Source organism: Lelliottia sp. GFLA7 (assembly GCF_056490165.1).
The window spans coordinates 60,107-78,685 of the sequence record NZ_JBWLAQ010000008.1 but is presented as its reverse complement, the minus strand read 5'-3'; the positions used below and the strand labels follow the sequence as shown (position 1 = coordinate 78,685).

The 18,579-nt window shown below is 56.3% G+C and carries 21 protein-coding genes; 7 read left to right on the top strand and 14 right to left on the bottom strand.

Annotated elements, in window-relative coordinates; translation table 11 throughout:
• Positions 1–26: 26 nt before the first annotated feature.
• The gene (gene fkpA, locus AC07RN_RS18075; protein WP_478336985.1) at positions 27–848 is read right to left on the bottom strand and encodes an FKBP-type peptidyl-prolyl cis-trans isomerase; all 822 of its coding nucleotides are present in this window, start codon (positions 846–848) and stop codon (positions 27–29) included.
• Positions 849–1,085: 237 nt separating this feature from the next.
• Here fkpA and AC07RN_RS18070 point away from each other — a divergent pair, with 237 nt between their 5' ends.
• Positions 1,086–1,304, top strand: a complete 219-nt coding sequence (locus AC07RN_RS18070; protein WP_015960727.1) for a protein SlyX — start codon at positions 1,086–1,088, stop codon at positions 1,302–1,304.
• 77 nt (positions 1,305–1,381) lie between these two features.
• Here AC07RN_RS18070 and slyD read toward each other — a convergent pair whose 3' ends face one another.
• The 4 genes from slyD to kefG all read right to left on the bottom strand — a co-directional run bounded on the left by slyD (position 1,382) and on the right by kefG (position 4,640).
• Entirely contained in the window at positions 1,382–1,975 is a 594-nt protein-coding gene (slyD, locus tag AC07RN_RS18065) for a peptidylprolyl isomerase (protein WP_015960728.1), read from the bottom strand.
• 94 nt (positions 1,976–2,069) lie between these two features.
• Complete coding sequence (locus AC07RN_RS18060) at positions 2,070–2,270, bottom strand: YheV family putative zinc ribbon protein (protein ID WP_005121675.1); 201 nt, start codon at positions 2,268–2,270, stop codon at positions 2,070–2,072.
• Between the two features lie 10 nt (positions 2,271–2,280).
• The gene (gene kefB / locus AC07RN_RS18055; RefSeq protein WP_235134181.1) at positions 2,281–4,086 is read right to left on the bottom strand and encodes a glutathione-regulated potassium-efflux system protein KefB; all 1,806 of its coding nucleotides are present in this window, start codon (positions 4,084–4,086) and stop codon (positions 2,281–2,283) included.
• On the bottom strand, positions 4,086–4,640 hold the full coding sequence (gene kefG, locus AC07RN_RS18050) for a glutathione-regulated potassium-efflux system ancillary protein KefG (RefSeq protein WP_478336984.1): 555 nt from the start codon (positions 4,638–4,640) through the stop codon (positions 4,086–4,088). The genes kefB and kefG overlap by 1 nt, the downstream gene beginning before the upstream one ends.
• A gap of 178 nt (positions 4,641–4,818) precedes the next feature.
• Here kefG and AC07RN_RS18045 point away from each other — a divergent pair, with 178 nt between their 5' ends.
• Positions 4,819–6,723, top strand: a complete 1,905-nt coding sequence (locus AC07RN_RS18045; RefSeq protein ID WP_015960732.1) for an ABC transporter ATP-binding protein — start codon at positions 4,819–4,821, stop codon at positions 6,721–6,723.
• A gap of 18 nt (positions 6,724–6,741) precedes the next feature.
• Complete coding sequence (locus AC07RN_RS18040) at positions 6,742–7,680, top strand: LysR substrate-binding domain-containing protein (RefSeq protein ID WP_133632418.1); 939 nt, start codon at positions 6,742–6,744, stop codon at positions 7,678–7,680.
• On the opposite strand, the gene mdcH is transcribed toward AC07RN_RS18040, so the two are convergent.
• The 8 genes from mdcH to mdcA form a co-directional block, all read right to left on the bottom strand.
• Positions 7,670–8,566 (bottom strand): malonate decarboxylase subunit epsilon, encoded by an 897-nt coding sequence (gene mdcH / locus AC07RN_RS18035; RefSeq protein WP_478336999.1) that lies wholly within the window; start codon positions 8,564–8,566, stop codon positions 7,670–7,672. The genes AC07RN_RS18040 and mdcH overlap by 11 nt on opposite strands.
• The gene (locus tag AC07RN_RS18030) at positions 8,566–9,183 is read right to left on the bottom strand and encodes a malonate decarboxylase holo-ACP synthase (RefSeq protein ID WP_478336983.1); all 618 of its coding nucleotides are present in this window, start codon (positions 9,181–9,183) and stop codon (positions 8,566–8,568) included. Before AC07RN_RS18030 ends, mdcH begins: the two co-directional genes overlap by 1 nt.
• A gap of 2 nt (positions 9,184–9,185) precedes the next feature.
• Positions 9,186–10,145 (bottom strand): AEC family transporter, encoded by a 960-nt coding sequence (locus AC07RN_RS18025; protein ID WP_478336982.1) that lies wholly within the window; start codon positions 10,143–10,145, stop codon positions 9,186–9,188.
• A gap of 126 nt (positions 10,146–10,271) precedes the next feature.
• Complete coding sequence (gene mdcE / locus AC07RN_RS18020) at positions 10,272–11,072, bottom strand: biotin-independent malonate decarboxylase subunit gamma (protein ID WP_478336998.1); 801 nt, start codon at positions 11,070–11,072, stop codon at positions 10,272–10,274.
• Positions 11,072–11,905: a biotin-independent malonate decarboxylase subunit beta gene (locus AC07RN_RS18015; protein WP_133632421.1), complete on the bottom strand. Its 834-nt coding sequence runs from the start codon at positions 11,903–11,905 to the stop codon at positions 11,072–11,074. Before AC07RN_RS18015 ends, mdcE begins: the two co-directional genes overlap by 1 nt.
• Entirely contained in the window at positions 11,898–12,197 is a 300-nt protein-coding gene (gene mdcC, locus AC07RN_RS18010) for a malonate decarboxylase acyl carrier protein (RefSeq protein WP_015960739.1), read from the bottom strand. Before mdcC ends, AC07RN_RS18015 begins: the two co-directional genes overlap by 8 nt.
• 9 nt (positions 12,198–12,206) lie before the next feature.
• Positions 12,207–13,064, bottom strand: a complete 858-nt coding sequence (locus tag AC07RN_RS18005) for a triphosphoribosyl-dephospho-CoA synthase (RefSeq protein ID WP_041689546.1) — start codon at positions 13,062–13,064, stop codon at positions 12,207–12,209.
• Positions 13,064–14,719, bottom strand: a complete 1,656-nt coding sequence (mdcA, locus tag AC07RN_RS18000; protein WP_478336981.1) for a malonate decarboxylase subunit alpha — start codon at positions 14,717–14,719, stop codon at positions 13,064–13,066. Before mdcA ends, AC07RN_RS18005 begins: the two co-directional genes overlap by 1 nt.
• Before the next feature lie 280 nt (positions 14,720–14,999).
• Between mdcA and AC07RN_RS17995 the strand changes: the two genes are divergently transcribed.
• Genes AC07RN_RS17995 through AC07RN_RS17985 form a run of 3 tightly spaced genes read left to right on the top strand, consistent with a single transcriptional unit; the run spans position 15,000 to position 17,137 of the window.
• On the top strand, positions 15,000–16,022 hold the full coding sequence (locus AC07RN_RS17995; RefSeq protein WP_478336980.1) for a hydrolase: 1,023 nt from the start codon (positions 15,000–15,002) through the stop codon (positions 16,020–16,022).
• The gene (locus tag AC07RN_RS17990; protein ID WP_015960743.1) at positions 16,019–16,237 is read left to right on the top strand and encodes a YheU family protein; all 219 of its coding nucleotides are present in this window, start codon (positions 16,019–16,021) and stop codon (positions 16,235–16,237) included. The genes AC07RN_RS17995 and AC07RN_RS17990 overlap by 4 nt, the downstream gene beginning before the upstream one ends.
• Before the next feature lie 30 nt (positions 16,238–16,267).
• Entirely contained in the window at positions 16,268–17,137 is an 870-nt protein-coding gene (locus AC07RN_RS17985; protein WP_235134186.1) for a phosphoribulokinase, read from the top strand.
• Between the two features lie 45 nt (positions 17,138–17,182).
• On the opposite strand, the gene AC07RN_RS17980 is transcribed toward AC07RN_RS17985, so the two are convergent.
• On the bottom strand, positions 17,183–17,587 hold the full coding sequence (locus AC07RN_RS17980; protein ID WP_478336979.1) for an OsmC family protein: 405 nt from the start codon (positions 17,585–17,587) through the stop codon (positions 17,183–17,185).
• Positions 17,588–17,896: 309 nt separating this feature from the next.
• On the opposite strand from AC07RN_RS17980, the gene crp reads away from it, so the two are divergent.
• Positions 17,897–18,529 (top strand): cAMP-activated global transcriptional regulator CRP, encoded by a 633-nt coding sequence (crp, locus tag AC07RN_RS17975; protein ID WP_015960746.1) that lies wholly within the window; start codon positions 17,897–17,899, stop codon positions 18,527–18,529.
• Positions 18,530–18,579 lie beyond the last annotated feature (50 nt).

The following is an 18,579-nucleotide window of genomic DNA, read 5'->3' as shown; positions in this document are numbered from 1 at the left end:
CCTTGAAGGCGGCGGTTTTCAGCGTTTTACTTCTTCGCTGCGTCTGCAGCTTTATCATCTTCTGCAGCGGCAGGTTTAGCCTCTGCCTTTGGCGCTGGTTTGATGTCCAGCAGCTCTACATCGAAGACCAGCGTGGAGTTAGCCGGGATACCCGGAACGCCGGTTTTGCCGTAAGCCAGATCCGGTGGAATAACCAGCTGGATTTTGCCGCCTTTCTTGATGTTTTTCAGGCCTTCAGTCCAGCCTGGGATAACACCGTCAAGGCGGAAGGACAGTGGCTCACCGCGAGTGTAGGAGTTATCAAACTCTTTACCGTCGATCAGTGTACCTTTGTAGTTCACTACAACGGTGTCGCTGTCTTTTGGTGCATCGCCCGTACCGGCTTTCTCGACTTTATAAAGCAGACCGGTAGAAGAGGTTTTCACACCTTTTTCTTTAGCAAAAGTATCGCGGTAGGCTTTGCCCTTCGCTTCGTTGTCTTTTGCGTCTTTTTCCATCTTGCCCTGAGCAGCACCCTTCACGCGAGCTTCGAAAGCTTGCAGAGTCTGTTCGATTTCCTGGTCAGACAGTTTACTCTTATCTGCAAATGCATCCTGAACACCGGCGATCAGCTGATCTTTATCCAGTTTGATGCCCAGTTTTTCCTGCTCTTTGAGAGAGTTTTCCATGTAACGACCCAGAGAAGCGCCCAGCGCATAGGCTGATTTCTGGTCGTCATTTTTGAACGCAGCTTTGCTGTCTGCGCTTGCAGCAGGTTTCGCAGCCGTATCAGCAGCGAAAGACAGCGGCGCATTCAGTGCGACAGCCATAGTGGTCGCCAGCAGCGTTACTTTAAACAGTGATTTCATCCATTTCTCCAGGACCAGGGCCTCTCACCCCAGCGTTAAACGTAAATGAGAAGCGTACTATAGAACGTTGCGGAGGAAATCTATAGACAGACTCCCCCTATTATCGTCTCTTTTAAGACTATTTTTGTTTAAATTAGTTTCGTGCCAAAGGGATGGATACTGCACATCGGGGCAAAGTGAGATAAAATTTATCGCCGCGAACGCCCGATGGCGTCTGAACATACAACGAGGTCAATCATGCAAGATACAACTCTGGAAGTGCGGCTGGCCGAGCTGGAAAGCCGTCTTGCTTTTCAGGAAGTCACCATCGACGAACTCAACCAGACCGTGACGGCTCATGAACTGGAAATGGCGAAACTTCGCGATCTGCTGCGTTTGCTGACGGAGAAAGTGAAAGCGACACAATCGTCACACATGGCTTCACCGTCCGAAGAGACCCCACCGCCGCATTATTAAGGCACAAAGTGGAGGCGTAAAAAAAGCGGGAATATTTCCCGCTTTTTTGTGCGTGCGATACAGCTAATACCAAGGTATTAGTGGCAGCCGCAACCGCCATTACCGCCACAACCGCCTTTACCGTGCTCATGACCGTGATCGTGGTCATGATCGTGGCCGTGACCACCGCAGCAACCGTCATGGTCGTGATCGTGGTCGTGACCGTTAGCACCGTGAACGTGGCCATGAGCCAGTTCTTCTTCGGTCGCTTCACGGATCGCAATCACTTCAACGTTGAATTTCAGGTTTTGGCCAGCCAGCATGTGGTTACCGTCAACCACAACGTGCTCGTCTTCAACTTCGGTGATTTCAACCGGTACTGGACCCTGGTCAGTTTCAGCTAGGAAACGCATGCCAACCTGCAGCTCGTCAACGCCCATGAACACGTCTTTAGGAACGCGCTGAACCAGGTTGTCATCATACTGACCGTAAGCGTCGTTCGCGCCTACAGCAACGTCAAATTTATCGCCAACATCGTGACCTTCCAGCGCGCTTTCCAGGCCGGAAATGAGGGAGCCGTGACCATGCAGGTAGTCCAGCGGCGCACTCACCGGAGACTCATCAACCAACACACCGTCTTCTGTACGTACCTGATAGGCCAGGCTGACCACCAGGTCTTTTGCTACTTTCATGATATCTCCTGAGCGTGGGAAAATTGCTGGCGCAGATTGTAACGGAAATCTGCACCCGTGTACCCTTTAGCTTAAAAAAACTGAGGGCATATCGCTAGTCCGGATGAAAAATACCGATCACTTGCTCTTCTTTGCGAACGTGCTCGCGCGCTTCTTTATCCGCCTCACGCATCTGGTGACCACACTTAACACACTCAACAATATCAATATTATTTTCACGCCACATCGCCAGCGAATCTTGCGCCTGACAGGACGGGCATTTTGCACCTGCAATAAAACGTTTACGAATTGCCATACTTTTGCCCCTATTCAAATTCATCCCAGCCGTCGAACTGCCGCCGCTCTTGCTGCATCTCCCGCTGGAAAATCTCTTCAAGTTCGCGCCGCGCTTCCCGTACGCGAGATATCTGCGCCGTGTCCGAATGCACGGGCATTAACTCGCGCAGCATACGCATATCGAGACGACGAAAATGCATTTGTGCCCGTTGCGCCTGATGTGGATGCATACCCAGCGAAACCAGCGCTTTGCGCCCTAACTCCAGCGCACTGGAGAACGTCTCGCGTGAAAAATTCGTCACGCCCGCCTGCAACAATTCATGGGCCTCAACGCGTCCCCGCGCTCGTGCCAGAATATGCAAATGCGGGAAATGCTGCTGGCAAAGCTCCACCAGCTTCATTGTATCTTCAGGCTCGTTACAGGTGATGATGATAGATTCCGCCGCCTCCGCGCCCGCAGAACGCAACAACTCAAGCTGCGTGGCATCGCCGTAATAGACTTTATAGCCATATTTGCGCATCAGATTCACCGCGCTGATATCACGCTCAAGCACCGTAATACGCATCTTGTTCGCCATCAGCAGACGACCAATAACCTGTCCAAAACGGCCAAAGCCCACCACGATCACCTGCGGTTTATCGTCCTCGACCCACGGCGCTTCGTCCTCATCGTCAGGTTGATTGAAGCGGCGCGATAGCATTTTATCGATAAGCTTCATGAGCAGCGGCGTGGTCATCATCGACAGCGTCACCGTGACAAGCAGCAGCGCCATTTGATCATCCTGAAATAAACGCTGGGACGCGGCGGTAGAGAAAAGCACAAAAGCAAACTCGCCGCCCTGGCTCAACACACCGGCAAACTGCATTCGCTCTGAACTGCGCAGGCCGTAGATTCGCGCCAACGTGTAAAGCACACCCGTTTTCACGGCCACCAGCACCGCAACGCTGACCACTACCCACAGCAAATGGGTATAAAGCACCCCCAGATTCAGCGCCATACCTACGGAGATAAAGAACAGCCCGAGCAGCAACCCTTTGAAAGGATCGATCGCAATCTCCAACTCGTGGCGGTATTCACTTTCGGCCAGAAGAATGCCGGCGATAAAGGTCCCAAGCGCCATCGACAGCCCCAGCGCATCCATAAATAACGCCGAACCTAACACCAGCAGCAGCGTCGCCGCGGTAAACACTTCGCGCACGCCGGAGGCGGCAATAAAGCGGAACACCGGGCGCAGCAGATAACGTCCGCCAATCAGCATTCCCACAAAAGCCAGCACCTTCATGCCGACTTTCATCCAGTCAAAATGATCGTCACCCGAACCGGCGAGCAACGGCACCAGGGCTAATGCCGGAATCACCGCGAGATCCTGGAACAGCAGCACAGAGAATCCCAGTTGTCCCGATTCGTTGCGATTCATCCCTTTATCGCGCATCAGCTGCAACGCCATTGCCGTCGACGACATGGCAAGGCCAATCCCGCCGATCACCGCCGCCTGCCATTTGAACTGAGTCAGCATCAGCAATCCACCGAGAATCACCGCGCTAAACAACACCTGCGCCGCGCCCACGCCGAAAATCGAACGCCGCAATTGCCACAGCTTCGCGGGATTCAGCTCCAGCCCGATGATGAACATCAGGAAAACCACGCCAAGTTCCGAGAAGTGCAGGATCTCGTCCACGTCGCTAATGAATCCAAGGCCCCACGGCCCGATAGCGATACCCGCGAGCAAATAGCCCAGCACCGCGCCTATGCCAAGCCGCGCGGCCAACGGCACCGCCACCACGGCGGCGAACAAAAACAGCACCCCGGCTAATAACAGATCGGTACCTTCCATCAGTGGCCTCCCGTCGGAATCGGGGAAGCCAGCCATTCACCGTAGGCTTTGGCGTTACTTGCCAGCGCCTGGGGTTGCTGGCGGCGCGCCCAATAAACAATCATCGGGCTCATCCATTGCATACGACACATCGCCGCCGTCAGCTCAAAAGGGCGCAAAATATCGCTCATGGGATAGCGGTTCAGGCTGTCGTGGCGGTAAGCACTTTCTGGTTCACCGGTCGTAATGACACTCCGCCAGTACTTTCCCGCCAGTTGGTTCCCCCCTGGCCCACTGGAAAATCCTCGGCTCAGCACCCGGTCCAGCCACTCTTTTAGCAACGCGGGGCAACTGTAGGTGTAAAGCGGATGCTGGAACACAATCACGTCATGCTGACGCAACAGTTCCTGCTCGCGCGGAATATCGATAAAAAAATCGGGATAGTGCGCGTAAAGGTCGTGCACCGTCACATTGCTCAGCTGTTGAGCCGGTTTAAGCAAAACCCGGTTTGCGACCGAGTCCTGGGATTCCGGATGGGCATACAACAGCAGCACTTTTGCTGTCTGAGACATCATTCCCCTCCCGGGTCGTCATCATTGCCATTTTCGGCTACCATGGCACACCCGCGCCATGCGCGGCATTATTCATTCAGTCTGGCCCCTCACGCGTCATTGTTGAATACACAGCCTGATGGGACAGATTTTTAACCTGATTATAATGACAACCTAACATAGTCGGAATACACGGCGCTCTATGATTGTTTTCTCCTCCTTACAAATTCGTCGCGGCGTACGCGTCCTGCTGGACAACGCTACTGCCACCATTAATCCTGGCCAAAAAGTCGGCCTGGTGGGCAAAAACGGCTGCGGCAAATCCACTCTGCTTTCGCTTCTGAAAAACGAAATGAGCGCCGATGCGGGCAGCTTCACCTATCCTGGCAACTGGCAACTGGCCTGGGTTAACCAGGAAACGCCTGCCCTGAGCGTCCCGGCGCTTGAGTACGTAATCGACGGCGACCGCGAATACCGCAAGCTGGAAGCCGAGCTGAACGCCGCCAACGAGCGTAACGATGGCCACGCCATCGCCACCGTTCACGGCAAGCTGGACGCCATCGACGCATGGACCATCCGCTCTCGCGCCTCCAGCCTGCTGCACGGCCTGGGTTTTAGCAACGAACAGCTCGAACGCCCCGTGAGTGACTTCTCCGGTGGCTGGCGTATGCGCCTGAACCTGGCGCAGGCGCTGGTGTGTCGCTCTGATTTACTGCTGCTCGATGAGCCGACTAACCACCTCGATCTCGATGCGGTTATCTGGCTGGAAAAATGGCTGAAAAGCTATCAGGGCACGCTGATTCTGATCTCCCACGACCGTGATTTTCTGGATCCGGTGGTGGATAAAATCATTCACATCGAACAAGAGTCGATGTTCGAATACACCGGCAACTACAGCTCTTTCGAGCGCCAGCGCGCCACTCGCCTGTCACAGCAACAGTCGATGTACGAAAGCCAGCAGCAGCGCGTGGCGCATCTGCAAAGCTTTGTTGACCGTTTCAAAGCCAAAGCCTCCAAAGCCAAGCAGGCTCAGAGCCGCATTAAAATGCTTGAGCGCATGGAGATGATCGCCCCTGCGCACGTCGACAACCCGTTCCACTTCAGCTTCCGCGCGCCCGAGAGCCTGCCGAATCCGCTGTTGAAAATGGAAAAGGTCAGCGCAGGTTACGGCGATCGCATTATTCTGGATTCCATCAAGCTCAACCTGGTGCCGGGTTCACGTATCGGTCTGCTGGGGCGTAACGGCGCGGGTAAATCCACGCTGATTAAACTGCTGGCGGGCGAACTCAATCCGGTGAGCGGCGATATCGGCCTGGCAAAAGGCATTAAGCTTGGCTACTTCGCCCAGCATCAGCTGGAATTTTTACGCGCAGATGAATCACCGATTCAGCACATGGCGCGCCTTGCCCCGCAGGAAATGGAACAAAAGCTGCGTGATTATCTCGGCGGCTTTGGCTTCCAGGGCGATAAAGTCACCGAAATCACCGAGCGTTTCTCCGGCGGCGAAAAAGCCCGTCTGGTGCTGGCGCTGATCGTCTGGCAACGCCCGAATCTGCTGCTGCTCGATGAGCCAACCAACCACCTGGATCTCGACATGCGTCAGGCGCTGACCGAAGCGCTCATCGAGTTTGAAGGCGCGCTGGTCGTCGTTTCGCACGATCGCCACCTGATCCGCTCCACCACTGACGATCTGTACCTGGTGCACGACGGCAAAGTCGAGCCGTTCGATGGCGATCTGGAAGATTATCAGCAGTGGCTGACCGACGTGCAGAAGCAAGAAAATCAGCCGTCTGACGATGCGAAAGACAACGCCAACAGCGCCCAGTCGCGCAAAGATCAGAAGCGTCGCGAAGCGGAGCTGCGCACCCAAACGCAGCCACTGCGTAAAGAGATCGCGCGTCTGGAAAAAGAGCTGGAAAAACTGCACGCAAAACTGGCGACCGTCGAAGAGAAACTGGGCGACAGCGGATTGTACGATCAGAGCCGCAAAGCGGAACTGACCGAATGTTTGCAAATTCAGGCAAAAGCCAAATCCGGTCTTGAGGATTGCGAAATGGCGTGGCTGGATGCGCAGGAACAGCTAGAAGCCATGCTGCAAAGCGACTAACGCACGACCCGGAGGGTTATGAGTATCGACATCACCAGCGAAATCACTTTTCGCAAGCTCAGCATATTCATGACCTTTATGGAAAAGGGCAACATCGCGCGCACCGCAGAAACGCTCGGCCTCAGCGGGGTCAGCGTTCACCGTGCGCTGCACACGCTGGAAGAGAACGTGCGCTGCCCGCTGTTCACGCATAAAGGGCGCAATCTGATTGCGCTGCCCTCCGCATGGACGCTGCTGGAGTATTGCCAGGAAGTGATGCAGGTAATGGATCGCGGCCTGGACGAAGCGCGTAAAATCGCCGGTATCGGCCAGGGACGTTTGCGCGTCGGCACGCTCTATTCGCTGACAATGGAAACCGTTCCGCGCCTGATTATGGGCATGAAGCTACGCCGTCCGGATCTGGAAATGGATCTGACGATGGGCTCTAACGAAATGCTGCTGCATCTGCTGGAAGAAGGCTCGCTGGACGCGATTCTGATCTCCCTCTCCGAAAGTGATATCGACCGCAACAGCCTCGAAGTTTTACCCTTGTTCCACGACGATATCTTCCTTGCCGCGCCCGCGTCAGCAAAGCTGATCGGCAACGGTCTGGCCGATTTGCGCGACTACAAAGATCAGAAGTTTGTCTCGCTGGCGGAAGGCTTTGCGACGTACGCAGGCTTTCAGGAGGCGTTCCACATCGCCGGTTTCGAGCCGGAGATCGTGACGCGGGTTAACGACATTTTCTCGATGTTAAGTCTGGTGCAGGCGGGTGTTGGCTTTACGCTGATGCCGGGCAGAATGAAAAAGGTGTACGAAAATTCCGTGCAACTGCTCAAGCTGGCGCAGCCGTATCAAATGCAGCAATTGATCGCCATTGTCTTCGCGCGTAACCGCGAGCAAGACCCGAGCCTGCGAGCGCTGGCCGCGGAAGGCCGAATGTACGCCCGCAGCCGGGAGCAAAACGCTACGCTCTAAGGCGTTGCGCCAGATGGACCGCCACATCAATGCCGCTGCGTTCCAGCGAAATCGACTCCCCTTCCCACGCGGCCTGGCGCGTCAGACAGGTCAATACGCCGCCGGGCGGCATCTCAATCGCCAGTCGTGCCTCGCGTTCGTTGGCGGAAATCACCGCCTCCTGCCAGCGCACCGTCCGCGCCATGTTCATCGCGAGATCGTCGGCAATCTTTTCCGGCGTCCACTGCACGCGTCCGGTACTGCCGCTGAGATACGCGCAGCGTGGACGAGAAAGCGTGACATGACTAAACGCCTCCACCAGCTTTTGCGCAGGGGTATCCAGCAGTTCGCAATGTGACGGCACACTCACGGCGAGCCGGTGCGCTTTACTCGCCCCTCTCTCCAGGGCGCGTTTCGCCACCTGCGCCATGGCGTCGTCAGAACCGGCAATCACAATCTGTGTTTCGGCATTGAGATTCGCGATATAGGTTCCGCTCCCCTCAATAAGATTTTCCACCTGCGTTAGCGTCAGCCCCATAATCGCCGTCAGGCCATAGCCGTGCGGATACGCCTGTTCCATCAGATCGCCGCGCAATGCCACCAGTTTGAGCGCATCGCTAAACGCCAGCGCGCCGGCAATCACCGCCGCCGGGTACGCGCCGATGGACAAACCGCTGACGATATCGGGTGAAACACCACGACGCTGTAATTCACGCGCCCACGCCACGCCGGCGATAAGCAGCGCGAGCTGAACCGCACGGGTGTGCTGCAAGGCGTCGGGTGAATCCAGTGAATCGACTTCTGCACCCAGCACTTCTCGTGCCTGCGCCATCTCCGTTCCCGGCAGGTTCTGCAACATGCCAGGATGCTGCGTCCCCTGCCCCGGAAAGGTAAACAGAATTTTCATCATTCCTCCCTGTGCCATGGGTCGGCAATCAGGCGCGGCCCACGACGTGTTTTCAGCAACGCTTTACCGTCGCGCAGCCATTCGTTCAGCGCAAAGCCACCAAGCGGCGTTTCTACCTGCGTATCGGCGCGACAAAGGGCGCTGCTGAGCTGAGACTGCCAGCGTTCGAAAGCCGCCGCTGACAAGGGCTGCGGCGCACGGATCAGCAGATCGAGATCGCTGTCGGCGTGGATAACCGGAATGCCGGTCGCCAGCGCATAACCCGTGCTTCCGGTGATGCCCCACGTCCACGGCCACGCCTGCTGAGCCAGTTGAAGCGCTACCTGAACCGGCGGCTGAGTAATAAAAGGTGAGCGCAGCAGATCGCCCTGAGCGCTGAGATCTTCCGGAGATACCACGCGTGACACGCACGCAGCGTTCACCCATCCCGCCGCGCGCTGGTCGCGTTTTAAACCACGCACGCCGACAGGAATTCGTCCTGCATCATCAACATCACGCCGCACCACCACAGGCAAACCGGTATGCCACACGCTATCCACCCAGGATTCGGTGATACCTTCCAGCGCGTCACGCGCGGTAAGCCAGATAAGATCGTGCGGGCGTAATGTTGCGGTCATGATTACATTCCTGAAGTCAGTGAGATAAACAGCGGCAACGACAGGATACACAGGACCGAGCTTAACAGCAGCACCGCTTCTGCATCAGGGGACTGCACGCCAAAGCGGTTGCCGAAGACCACGCCAAAGAAACCGGCAGACAGCGCAATCATCAGGATTGCGGTGATCGCCACGGAACCGTGCAGACCGAAAATCAGCACGATACCCCACGCAATCGCTGGCTGAATCAGCAGCTTGGTGATGGTGGCGCTAATCACCATGGTGTTGATCTGCAATTTACGCGCAGACAGGATAACGCCCGTCAGGAACAGCGCGGCAGCCGTTGCCGCCAGGCCCAGCGGTTTAATCGCGGCCAGCACCAGCTCCGGCATTTTGATGCCAATCGCAGACAAAATCACACCCAGCAGCGGCCCCATCACAATCGGTTTTTTGATTGAACGCCACATCAGCACGGGCAGCATCGACAGCGTTGAACCGGTATTCGCGCCTTCGGCACGCGCTTTTTCACGCTCCAGAATCAGCAGGCAGAACGGCGTCATCAGCACGGATCCGCAGGCGATGGAGACCGCCACGGAGAGCGATGTCGCAGACCCTTCGCCCAGCACGCTGCCCAGAATCGGCAGGCCCAGCGCAGCGTAGTTTGGCAACGCAACGGTCAGCGTCAGCACCGCGGCATCCTGCGGCGATTTTTTAAAGACTTTGGTGGCGAGGAAATAGATGCCCACATAGGTCACCCACATCGCCAGCGTCAGCACCAGAATCAGCGGCGACTGCGCCACAATACCGGTCCACGGCGTTTGTACCGTCGCACTGAACAGCGCGGCGGGCAGAGCAAAATCCATGACGAAAATATTGAGCAGGGAAACATTTTTGTTATCAACCATCTTTGCCTTACCGGCCCAGAATCCCAGCAGCATGATGATGAAAATCGGTGCAAGAGCATGAACAATTACGTAAGTCATAAATCACCTGTAGTAAAAAAGTTTTAGCACTGGCGCGATGATTATTATTTTCAGAATGCACGCTCCCGCACGGGCGCAATCGCTACGCCCGCGGGGAAATGCCTCTGGCAGGTCTCTTTTTTCTACTTACCAGCTTGCTCGCATGCGTTCACGAACGAGAGCAGAGCTGCGGCGATTGTCAGCACCCAAACGGCTTTTTAGCGTGGTGTCCTGACGTGCGTCGTTGATGGCCTGTTGCAGGGTGGATGTCACCTGTGCCACATCGTTTTCCGATGGCGCATCGGGGTTGCTGATATCCAGTAAGTTTTCGAGCAGCCCCAACGTGGCGTAATTACTGATGTCGTACGCCATTGGCGGAATGGTGGCCGCCAGTTTTTCCAGCGCCTCGACGGTACGCAGGGTGATCCGCGCGGCGGACTCTTTGCCCATCGCATGAATCAGCACGCCTTTGTCGTTGAAGGCAATCAGACGGTTAGCCTGATAGCCGTGCGCCAGAAACGCGCCCGACATCGCTTTGCCGACGATCAGCCCAATCACCGGATGACCGGCCAGACGCGCGTTGGCATACGCCGCAGCCGCACCGGCCAGCGCCTGGTGAATCCCGAACGCCTCTTCACGACGGCCATACGCCTGGCTTGGCACATCAATCACCGCCACAATCGGGCGCTTCACGGCTTTATCCGCATCGGCGGCCACGGTTTCACTCACCACTTTCGCCAGCGTCCAGCCTTCCATCAGGCCCACTTCGCCCAGCGCAGCGCGCGGAAAGTGGTTATTGGCATCCGGTACTACGGCAATAAAACGTACCGCTTCGCCGTTTATTTCACAGTCTGCCGCCTGCACGGACGGGCACAGGCCTTCAAGACGTTTTGCCTCGGGGGCCAGGGTTTGCAGCCATAATTCGCCACGGCTTGTTGAATGAGTCATCATTTCACCTCCCGGGCAAAAAGCGCGGTGATCTGTTCGGTATCCGCCTGTTTGCGGGTGTCAAAATTCGACAGACGCGCCAGATAGTCGTCGTAGTTATCGGTGCGATGTTTCGCCGGAACGCCTTTCGCAATCGCGTCGTTCATCGCCTGTTTCACCGCGTTCACGCCGTCGCCCACCAGCGCATCCACCAGACCACTCTGGTAGCGAATTTCGCCGCCGGTCATGCTCCAGATAAACGGACGATCGCGAGAGTCGTACTCTTCAATCCCCGCTTCCTGCTCGATAACCTGCGGGCCATTCAGGCCGAGACGCGCTTCACGGGTCACGATCAGGTAGCTGCACAGCGCCGCCGCGATAGACATCCCACCGAAGCAGCCGACGGTCCCGGCGACAATGCCCACAACCGGCGTGTAGCGACGCAAATCGACGATCGCGGCGTGGATATCAGCAATCGCCGCCAGACCGAGATTGGCTTCCTGCAAACGCACGCCACCGGTTTCGAGGCTTAATACCGCCTGCGTCGGAATGCCGTTGCGGTTATCTTCCGCCGCCAGCTCCAGCGCCGCCGCCATTTTGGCACCGGACACTTCGCCCATGCTGCCGCCCTGGAACGCGCCCTCAATCGCCACAACCACGGCCGGTTTGCCGTTGATAGTGCCTTTCGCCACCACCATGCCGTCATCCGCCTGCGGGACGATGCCCTGCGCGGCCAGCCACGGAGAGGTGATGCCTTCAAACGGGTCCAACAGTTCGCGGTAGCTGCCGTCGTCCAGCAGGGCATGCGCACGCTGACGCGCTTTTAATTCGATAAAACTGCGATCGTCACGCATAGCTCACCTCCTCAAAAACCTGTTCGATACGGATGCGCGCCACGCCAGGTGTGGCACCAAAATCGTGGATCGTCAGCGTCCCGGCAGGCAAGCTGCTCACAGTTTGCAGACGGTTGAACAGCGCTTCCCAGCGGCTACGGCTGTTATCGACAGACGTGGTGATTTCGATGGTTAACGTCTGGCTCGGGTCGGCGGTGAATAACACCTCCATGTCACCGGAGCCGACAACCCCTGCCAGCGCCCTGCCGCTCACTACGCGGCTGGCTGGCACGGTCAATGTGATTTTTTCCATAACATCCTCTTAATGCTGTGAATAAGGCGACTCTATGCGATCAAGAAACAGCGTCGCGGCAAGCAGATCGGCCGCACCTCCGGGCGATGCGTTGAGCGCCAGCATGTGGCGATCTAACGCTGCCAGCGCGCGCTGTCCGTCAGGTTGCGCCGTACCGCCTGCGCTCAGCACCGCACGCGCACCGTCTTGCATGGCGTCCAGCCCTTCCATTCCGGCACGAGACAACACGCAGGTATCGGTGAGGGTGGTCATGATCGCCATCAGCGCATCAAGCCGGCTGTGCGTTTCGCTGCTGCCGTTGAGTCGGCTGAGCCGAAGCTGCGGCAATGCCCGCTGAATAATGTGCGGAAACGCCTGCTGCGCCTCTTCGCGCGCGCCCGGAACACGGTAACGATGCGTGGCGCGAAGACCTTTGCTGAAGACTTTCGGTGCGGCGTCATCAGGCAGTTTCGCCAGTTCAGCGGCGGTTGCTGCGACGGTCTGCGGTTTGGCATCGCCGCCAAGCATGGCGACCGCACTGACCAGCAGACCCAGCGCCCAAATCGCCCCGCGATGGGTGTTGACGCCGTTTGTCGCCGCCATCATCTGCTGTTCGCCTTCGCGTCCCAGCCGCCCTATAGTTTGTCGAAGCGAAATATCTGCCGGGCGCTGCCAGCTTTGCAGCGCCAGCGCCTGGAACGTCGGCGTTAAACTTTGCGCAGAGCGCTCCATCAGAGCGAGCGTGAGATCGTGGTGCGCGCCGTTCCCCCGACTGTCCACCAGACCGGGTTTCGGGCTTAATCGTGCTTCGTCAATCAGACACTGCGTGGCGGTTCGCGCCAGCCATTCGGCACCGCCTTCAACCTGAATCTGGGGCAGAAGTTTCATTACCAGCTCCGGAATTTCGCAGGTGGGTTGTAAAGACCGCCGGACCATTCGACCAGATCCGACACGCTACCGGCCGCCAGCAGGGAACGCGTGGCGTCAGTGCGGCGAATGCCCATGTCTTCCGGGTATACCACTTTGCCGCTTTGACGCAGCGCCGCGACGCGTTTGGCGTCAACGCCCAGGCCGATATCAGTGATCCCGGCGACCGCCGCAACCATTGCCCGACGTTCTTCCAGACTTTCGGCGCGATACAGGTAAGCGATCCCCTCTTCCGTCAGGACGTGGGTGACGTCATCGCCATAAATCATCACCGGCGCGAGCGGCATTCCGGAGGATTTCGCCACTTCGATGGCATCGAGTTTTTCGACGAAGGTCGGTTTTACACCCGCCTGGAATGTTTCGACCATCTGCACCACCAGCTTTTTACCGCGCTGCATTGGGTCAGGTTCGGTTTTCATGTTCAGCCAGGCAGGCGTCGCATGACGACGACCGTGCGGATCGTGGCCCATGTTTGGCGCACCGCCAAAGCCAGAGAGACGACCGCGCGTCACCGTTGAGGAGTTGGCATCGCCATCCACCTGCAACGTGGAGCCGATAAACATATCGACCGCGTACTGGCCTGCCAGCTGGCAGAACGCGCGGTTAGATCGCATCGAGCCGTCGGCCCCTGTAAAGAACACGTCAGGGCGCGCGCGGATGTACTCTTCCATGCCCAGCTCGCCGCCGAAGCAGTGCACGCTTTCGACCCAGCCACTCTCAATCGCCGGGATCAGCGTCGGATGCGGGTTCAGTGTCCAGTGCTTACAGATTTTGCCTTTCAGACCGAGCTGTTCGCCGTAGGTGGGCAGCAGGAGTTCAATCGCGGCGGTGTTAAACCCGATCCCGTGGTTCAGGGACTGGACCTGATGTTCTGCGTAGATGCCTTTAATCGCCATCATCGCCATCAGAATATGTTCTTGCTTGATCAGGCGCGGGTCGCGGGTGAACAGCGGTTCGATAAAGAACGGTCTGTCCGCCACCACCACGTAGTCAATCCAGGAACCGGGGATATCCACACGCGGCAGGTCACATTCGTCGTCGACCAGCTCGTTGACCTGCGCAATGACGATACCGTCATGGAACGCAGCGGCTTCAACCAGCGCGGGCGTGTCTTCGGTGCTTGCGCCGGTGTACAGATTGCCTTTTCGGTCGGCTTTGAAACCGGCAATCAGCGCCACGTTTGGCGAGAGATCCACGTAAAGACGGGAGTAAAGTTCGATGTAGGTGTGGATAGCGCCGATTTCGAGAAGACCGTCTTCCAGCAGCTGCGAAATGCGCAGACTTTGCGTACCGGAGAAGGAGAAATCAAGCTTGTGGGCGATGCCCTTTTCAAAGATATCGAGATGCTCGCTGCGCCCGACGCTCGGCATAATCATATGCAGGTCATGGACGATTTGCGGGTTCACTTCAGCAAGTGAGCGGGACAGAAAATCTGCCTGCTTCTGGTTGTTGCCTTCCAGCACGACTTTGTCGCCTGGGGCGATCAGTTTTTCCAGCATGGCGACGAAATCGTCGGTTGGCAGTACTTTGCCCTGCACCGGAATGGAAGCCAGACGGCGCGCTTTCTCTGTGCGGCGTGAGTTCCAGACCCGGGGTGGAGTTTGCCCAGATAACATTATTAACCTCCTGATTCAGCACATCATTTTGATTTGCTTAACGCTGAGTAAAGTGTGCGCTCTGGTGAGAAAGGCATCAATTAAGCGTAGAGGTGAATCATTAGCCTGAGAGTAATAATCAGAATGAATATATATGATCAAGATCAGATAATGTTTCGGAAAAAAACGCTAGCTCAGGCAGGAATTAGCTGAATCGGAGGTCAACACCGCCTCATTTTCGTAAACAGGATCCGCTTCGGCAGGTATAGTTAAGGCTGACAAGAGTGAACATCGCATCGTTATGACCCAAATTATTCCATCAGACTTTGATATCGCGTGTGAAGAGAGCGCCGAATTCGTACCAATGCGCGGCGTCGCTAACCCGCATCTGCAAACCATGCTGCCACGGCTCCTGCGCCGTAAACTGCAATTTGACCCGCACTGGCAGCGCCTCGACCTGCCGGACGGCGATTTCGTCGATTTAGCGTGGAGCGAAGATCCCGACCAGGCCAGGCATAAACCCCGGCTGGTGGTGTTCCACGGGCTGGAAGGCAGCCTGCACAGCCCGTATGCGCACGGCCTGATCCACGCGGCAAAAGCGCGCGGCTGGCTCGGTGTGGTGATGCATTTTCGCGGATGCAGTGGTGAGCCAAACCGTCGCGAGCGGATTTATCATTCCGGCGAAACAGAAGACGGCACCTGGTTTTTATACTGGTTGGCGAAGACTTACGGCGCGGCCCCTACCGCAGCGGTAGGCTATTCGCTGGGTGGCAATATGCTGGCCTGCCTGCTGGCAAAAGAGAGTAACGCCGTGCCGCTGGACGCGGCGGTGATCGTCTCCGCGCCGTTTATGCTGGAGCAGTGCAGCTATCATATGGAAAAGGGCTTTTCGCGCGTGTATCAGCGCTATCTGCTGAATTTGCTGAAAGCCAACGCGGCACGCAAATTGAAAGCCTATCCCGACACGCTGCCAATCAACCTGCAACAGCTCAAGCGCATGCGCCGTTTGCGGGAGTTTGACGATCTGATCACCTCGAAGATCCACGGTTTTGCTGACGCACTAGACTATTATCGTCAGTGTAGCGCCATGCCGTTGCTGAATCAGATAACCAAACCGACGCTGATCATCCATGCGAAAGACGATCCCTTTATGGATCACCATTCGATTCCGGCACCGGGATATTTGCCCGCAAACGTGCAGTATCAGCTGACCGAACATGGCGGCCACGTTGGTTTTATCGGCGGTACGTTACGGCGTCCGAAAATGTGGCTGGAAACGCGTATCCCCGACTGGTTAACCCCCTGGCTGGAAAAAACACGATGATGATTCCCTGGCAAGATCTGGCTCCCGAAACGCTGGACAGCCTGATTGAAAGCTTTGTATTACGCGAAGGCACCGATTATGGTGAACATGAACGCTCGCTTGAACAAAAGGTCGCCGATGTGAAACGGCAGCTACAAAATGGCGAGATATTGCTGGTGTGGTCTGAACTGCACGAAACCGTCAACATCATGCCGCGCAATCAGTTTCGCGGCTGATCGCTTCATCATTCCAGTCAGGGAGTTGCTATGTCAGCCAGACATCCGGTTATTGCCGTTACGGGTTCAAGTGGTGCGGGAACCACGACCACCAGCCTCGCGTTTCGTAAGATTTTCGCGCAGCTCAACCTGCGTGCCGCCGAGGTAGAAGGCGACAGTTTTCATCGCTATACCCGCCCTGAAATGGACATGGCGATCCGCAAGGCGCGCGATCTCGGCAAACACATCAGCTACTTCGGGCCAGACGCCAACGACTTCGGTTTGCTGGAACAAACCTTTGCCGAGTACGGCCATACGGGCACAGGGCAATCGCGTAAATATCTGCATACCTATGACGAAGCCGTGCCGTGGAACCAGGTGCCGGGCACATTTACGCCGTGGCAGCCGCTTCCGGAACCAACCGATGTGCTGTTTTACGAAGGATTGCATGGCGGCGTGGTAACGCCGCAACAGGATGTGGCGCGGCATGTCGATCTGTTGGTCGGCGTGGTGCCTATCGTCAACCTGGAGTGGATCCAGAAACTCACCCGCGACACCAGCGAGCGCGGCCACTCGCGTGAGGCAGTCATGGATTCAGTGGTACGCTCAATGGAAGATTATATTAACTTCCTGACGCCGCAGTTTTCGCGCACGCACATCAACTTCCAGCGCGTGCCTACAGTGGACACGTCAAATCCCTTCGCCGCCAAAACGATTCCGTCGCTCGACGAAAGCTTTGTGGTGATTCACTTCCGTAATCTGGAAGATATTGATTATCCGTGGCTGCTGGCAATGCTGCAGGGGTCGTTTATTTCGCACATAAATACGCTGGTCGTGCCGGGCGGGAAAATGGGACTGGCGATGGAGCTGATCATGATGCCGCTGGTGCAACGGCTGATGGAAGGCAAAAAGATCGAATGATCTTATTCCCTCTCCTCATGGGAGAGGGCTAAATCTCGTCAACGCTTACGCTTCAATCACTTCATACGAATGCGTGATTTTCACCGCTTTTTCCAGCATCAACGCGACCGAGCAGTACTTCTCCGCAGAAAGATCCACCGCACGGGAAACCGCGGCATCTTTCAGCGCTTTGCCGGTCACAATGAAGTGCAGATTGATGTGCGTAAACAGACGCGGCGCTTCTTCGCGACGCTCTGATGTCAGCTTCACTTCGCAATCGGTGACGTCATGACGCCCTTTTTGCAGAATCGAGACCACGTCGATGGCACTGCATCCACCCGCCGCGATCAGCACCACTTCCATCGGACTTGGCGCTTTATCGCCGGAGTTGCCATCCATCAAAATCTGGTGTCCTGAAGCGGATTCGCCGAGGAACGTTAAACCTTCAACCCATTTCACACGCGCTTGCATTTTATTCACTCCGACGTTGCATTTTTCCGGACAGATTACCCGTGCGTTACAATTCTCGCAACGGAAGTCGACCTGCGTCATGCTGAAGCGAGACACCAGGAGACACGCGGCAAAAGCTATGCTAAAACACTCTGGATGCTACAGTAATACATTGACGTTACACATGTATGCAGAGGACATCAAACATTACAGGCTGCAAACATTTATGACAGCCTAATTCCCAGGTACGGGGAAGAATTCGATTGCAACCCCAGAGTCAGGATGCGATTTATGACTCTGGTGACAGCTTATAACAGAGGATAACAGCGCATGGTGCTTGGCAAACCGCAAACAGACCCGACTCTCGAATGGTTCTTGTCTCATTGCCATATTCATAAGTACCCATCGAAGAGCACGCTGATTCACCAGGGTGAAAAAGCGGAAACGTTGTATTACATCGTCAAAGGCTCGGTGGCAGTGCTTATTAAAGATGAAGAAGGAAAAGAGATGATCCTTTCTTATCTGAACCAGGGCGATTTCATCGGCGAACTGGGCCTGTTTGAAGAAGGCCAGGAACGTAGCGCCTGGGTACGTGCAAAATCGGCCTGTGAAGTGGCTGAGATCTCCTACAAAAAATTCCGTCAGTTGATTCAGGTTAACCCGGATATTCTGTTGCGCCTGTCTTCGCAGATGGCTCGCCGCCTGCAAATCACCTCCGAGAAAGTGGGTAACCTCGCCTTCCTGGATGTGACCGGCCGCATCGCGCAAACGCTGTTGAACCTGGCGAAACAGCCTGACGCTATGACTCACCCTGACGGCATGCAAATTAAAATTACCCGTCAGGAAATTGGTCAGATCGTCGGTTGCTCCCGTGAAACCGTTGGCCGTATCCTGAAAATGCTGGAAGATCAGAACCTGATCTCCGCCCACGGTAAAACTATCGTGGTTTACGGAACGCGTTAATTCCGGTCGAACGGCGTGCCATCGCAAGGTGTCACGCCGTTTTTGTCTCT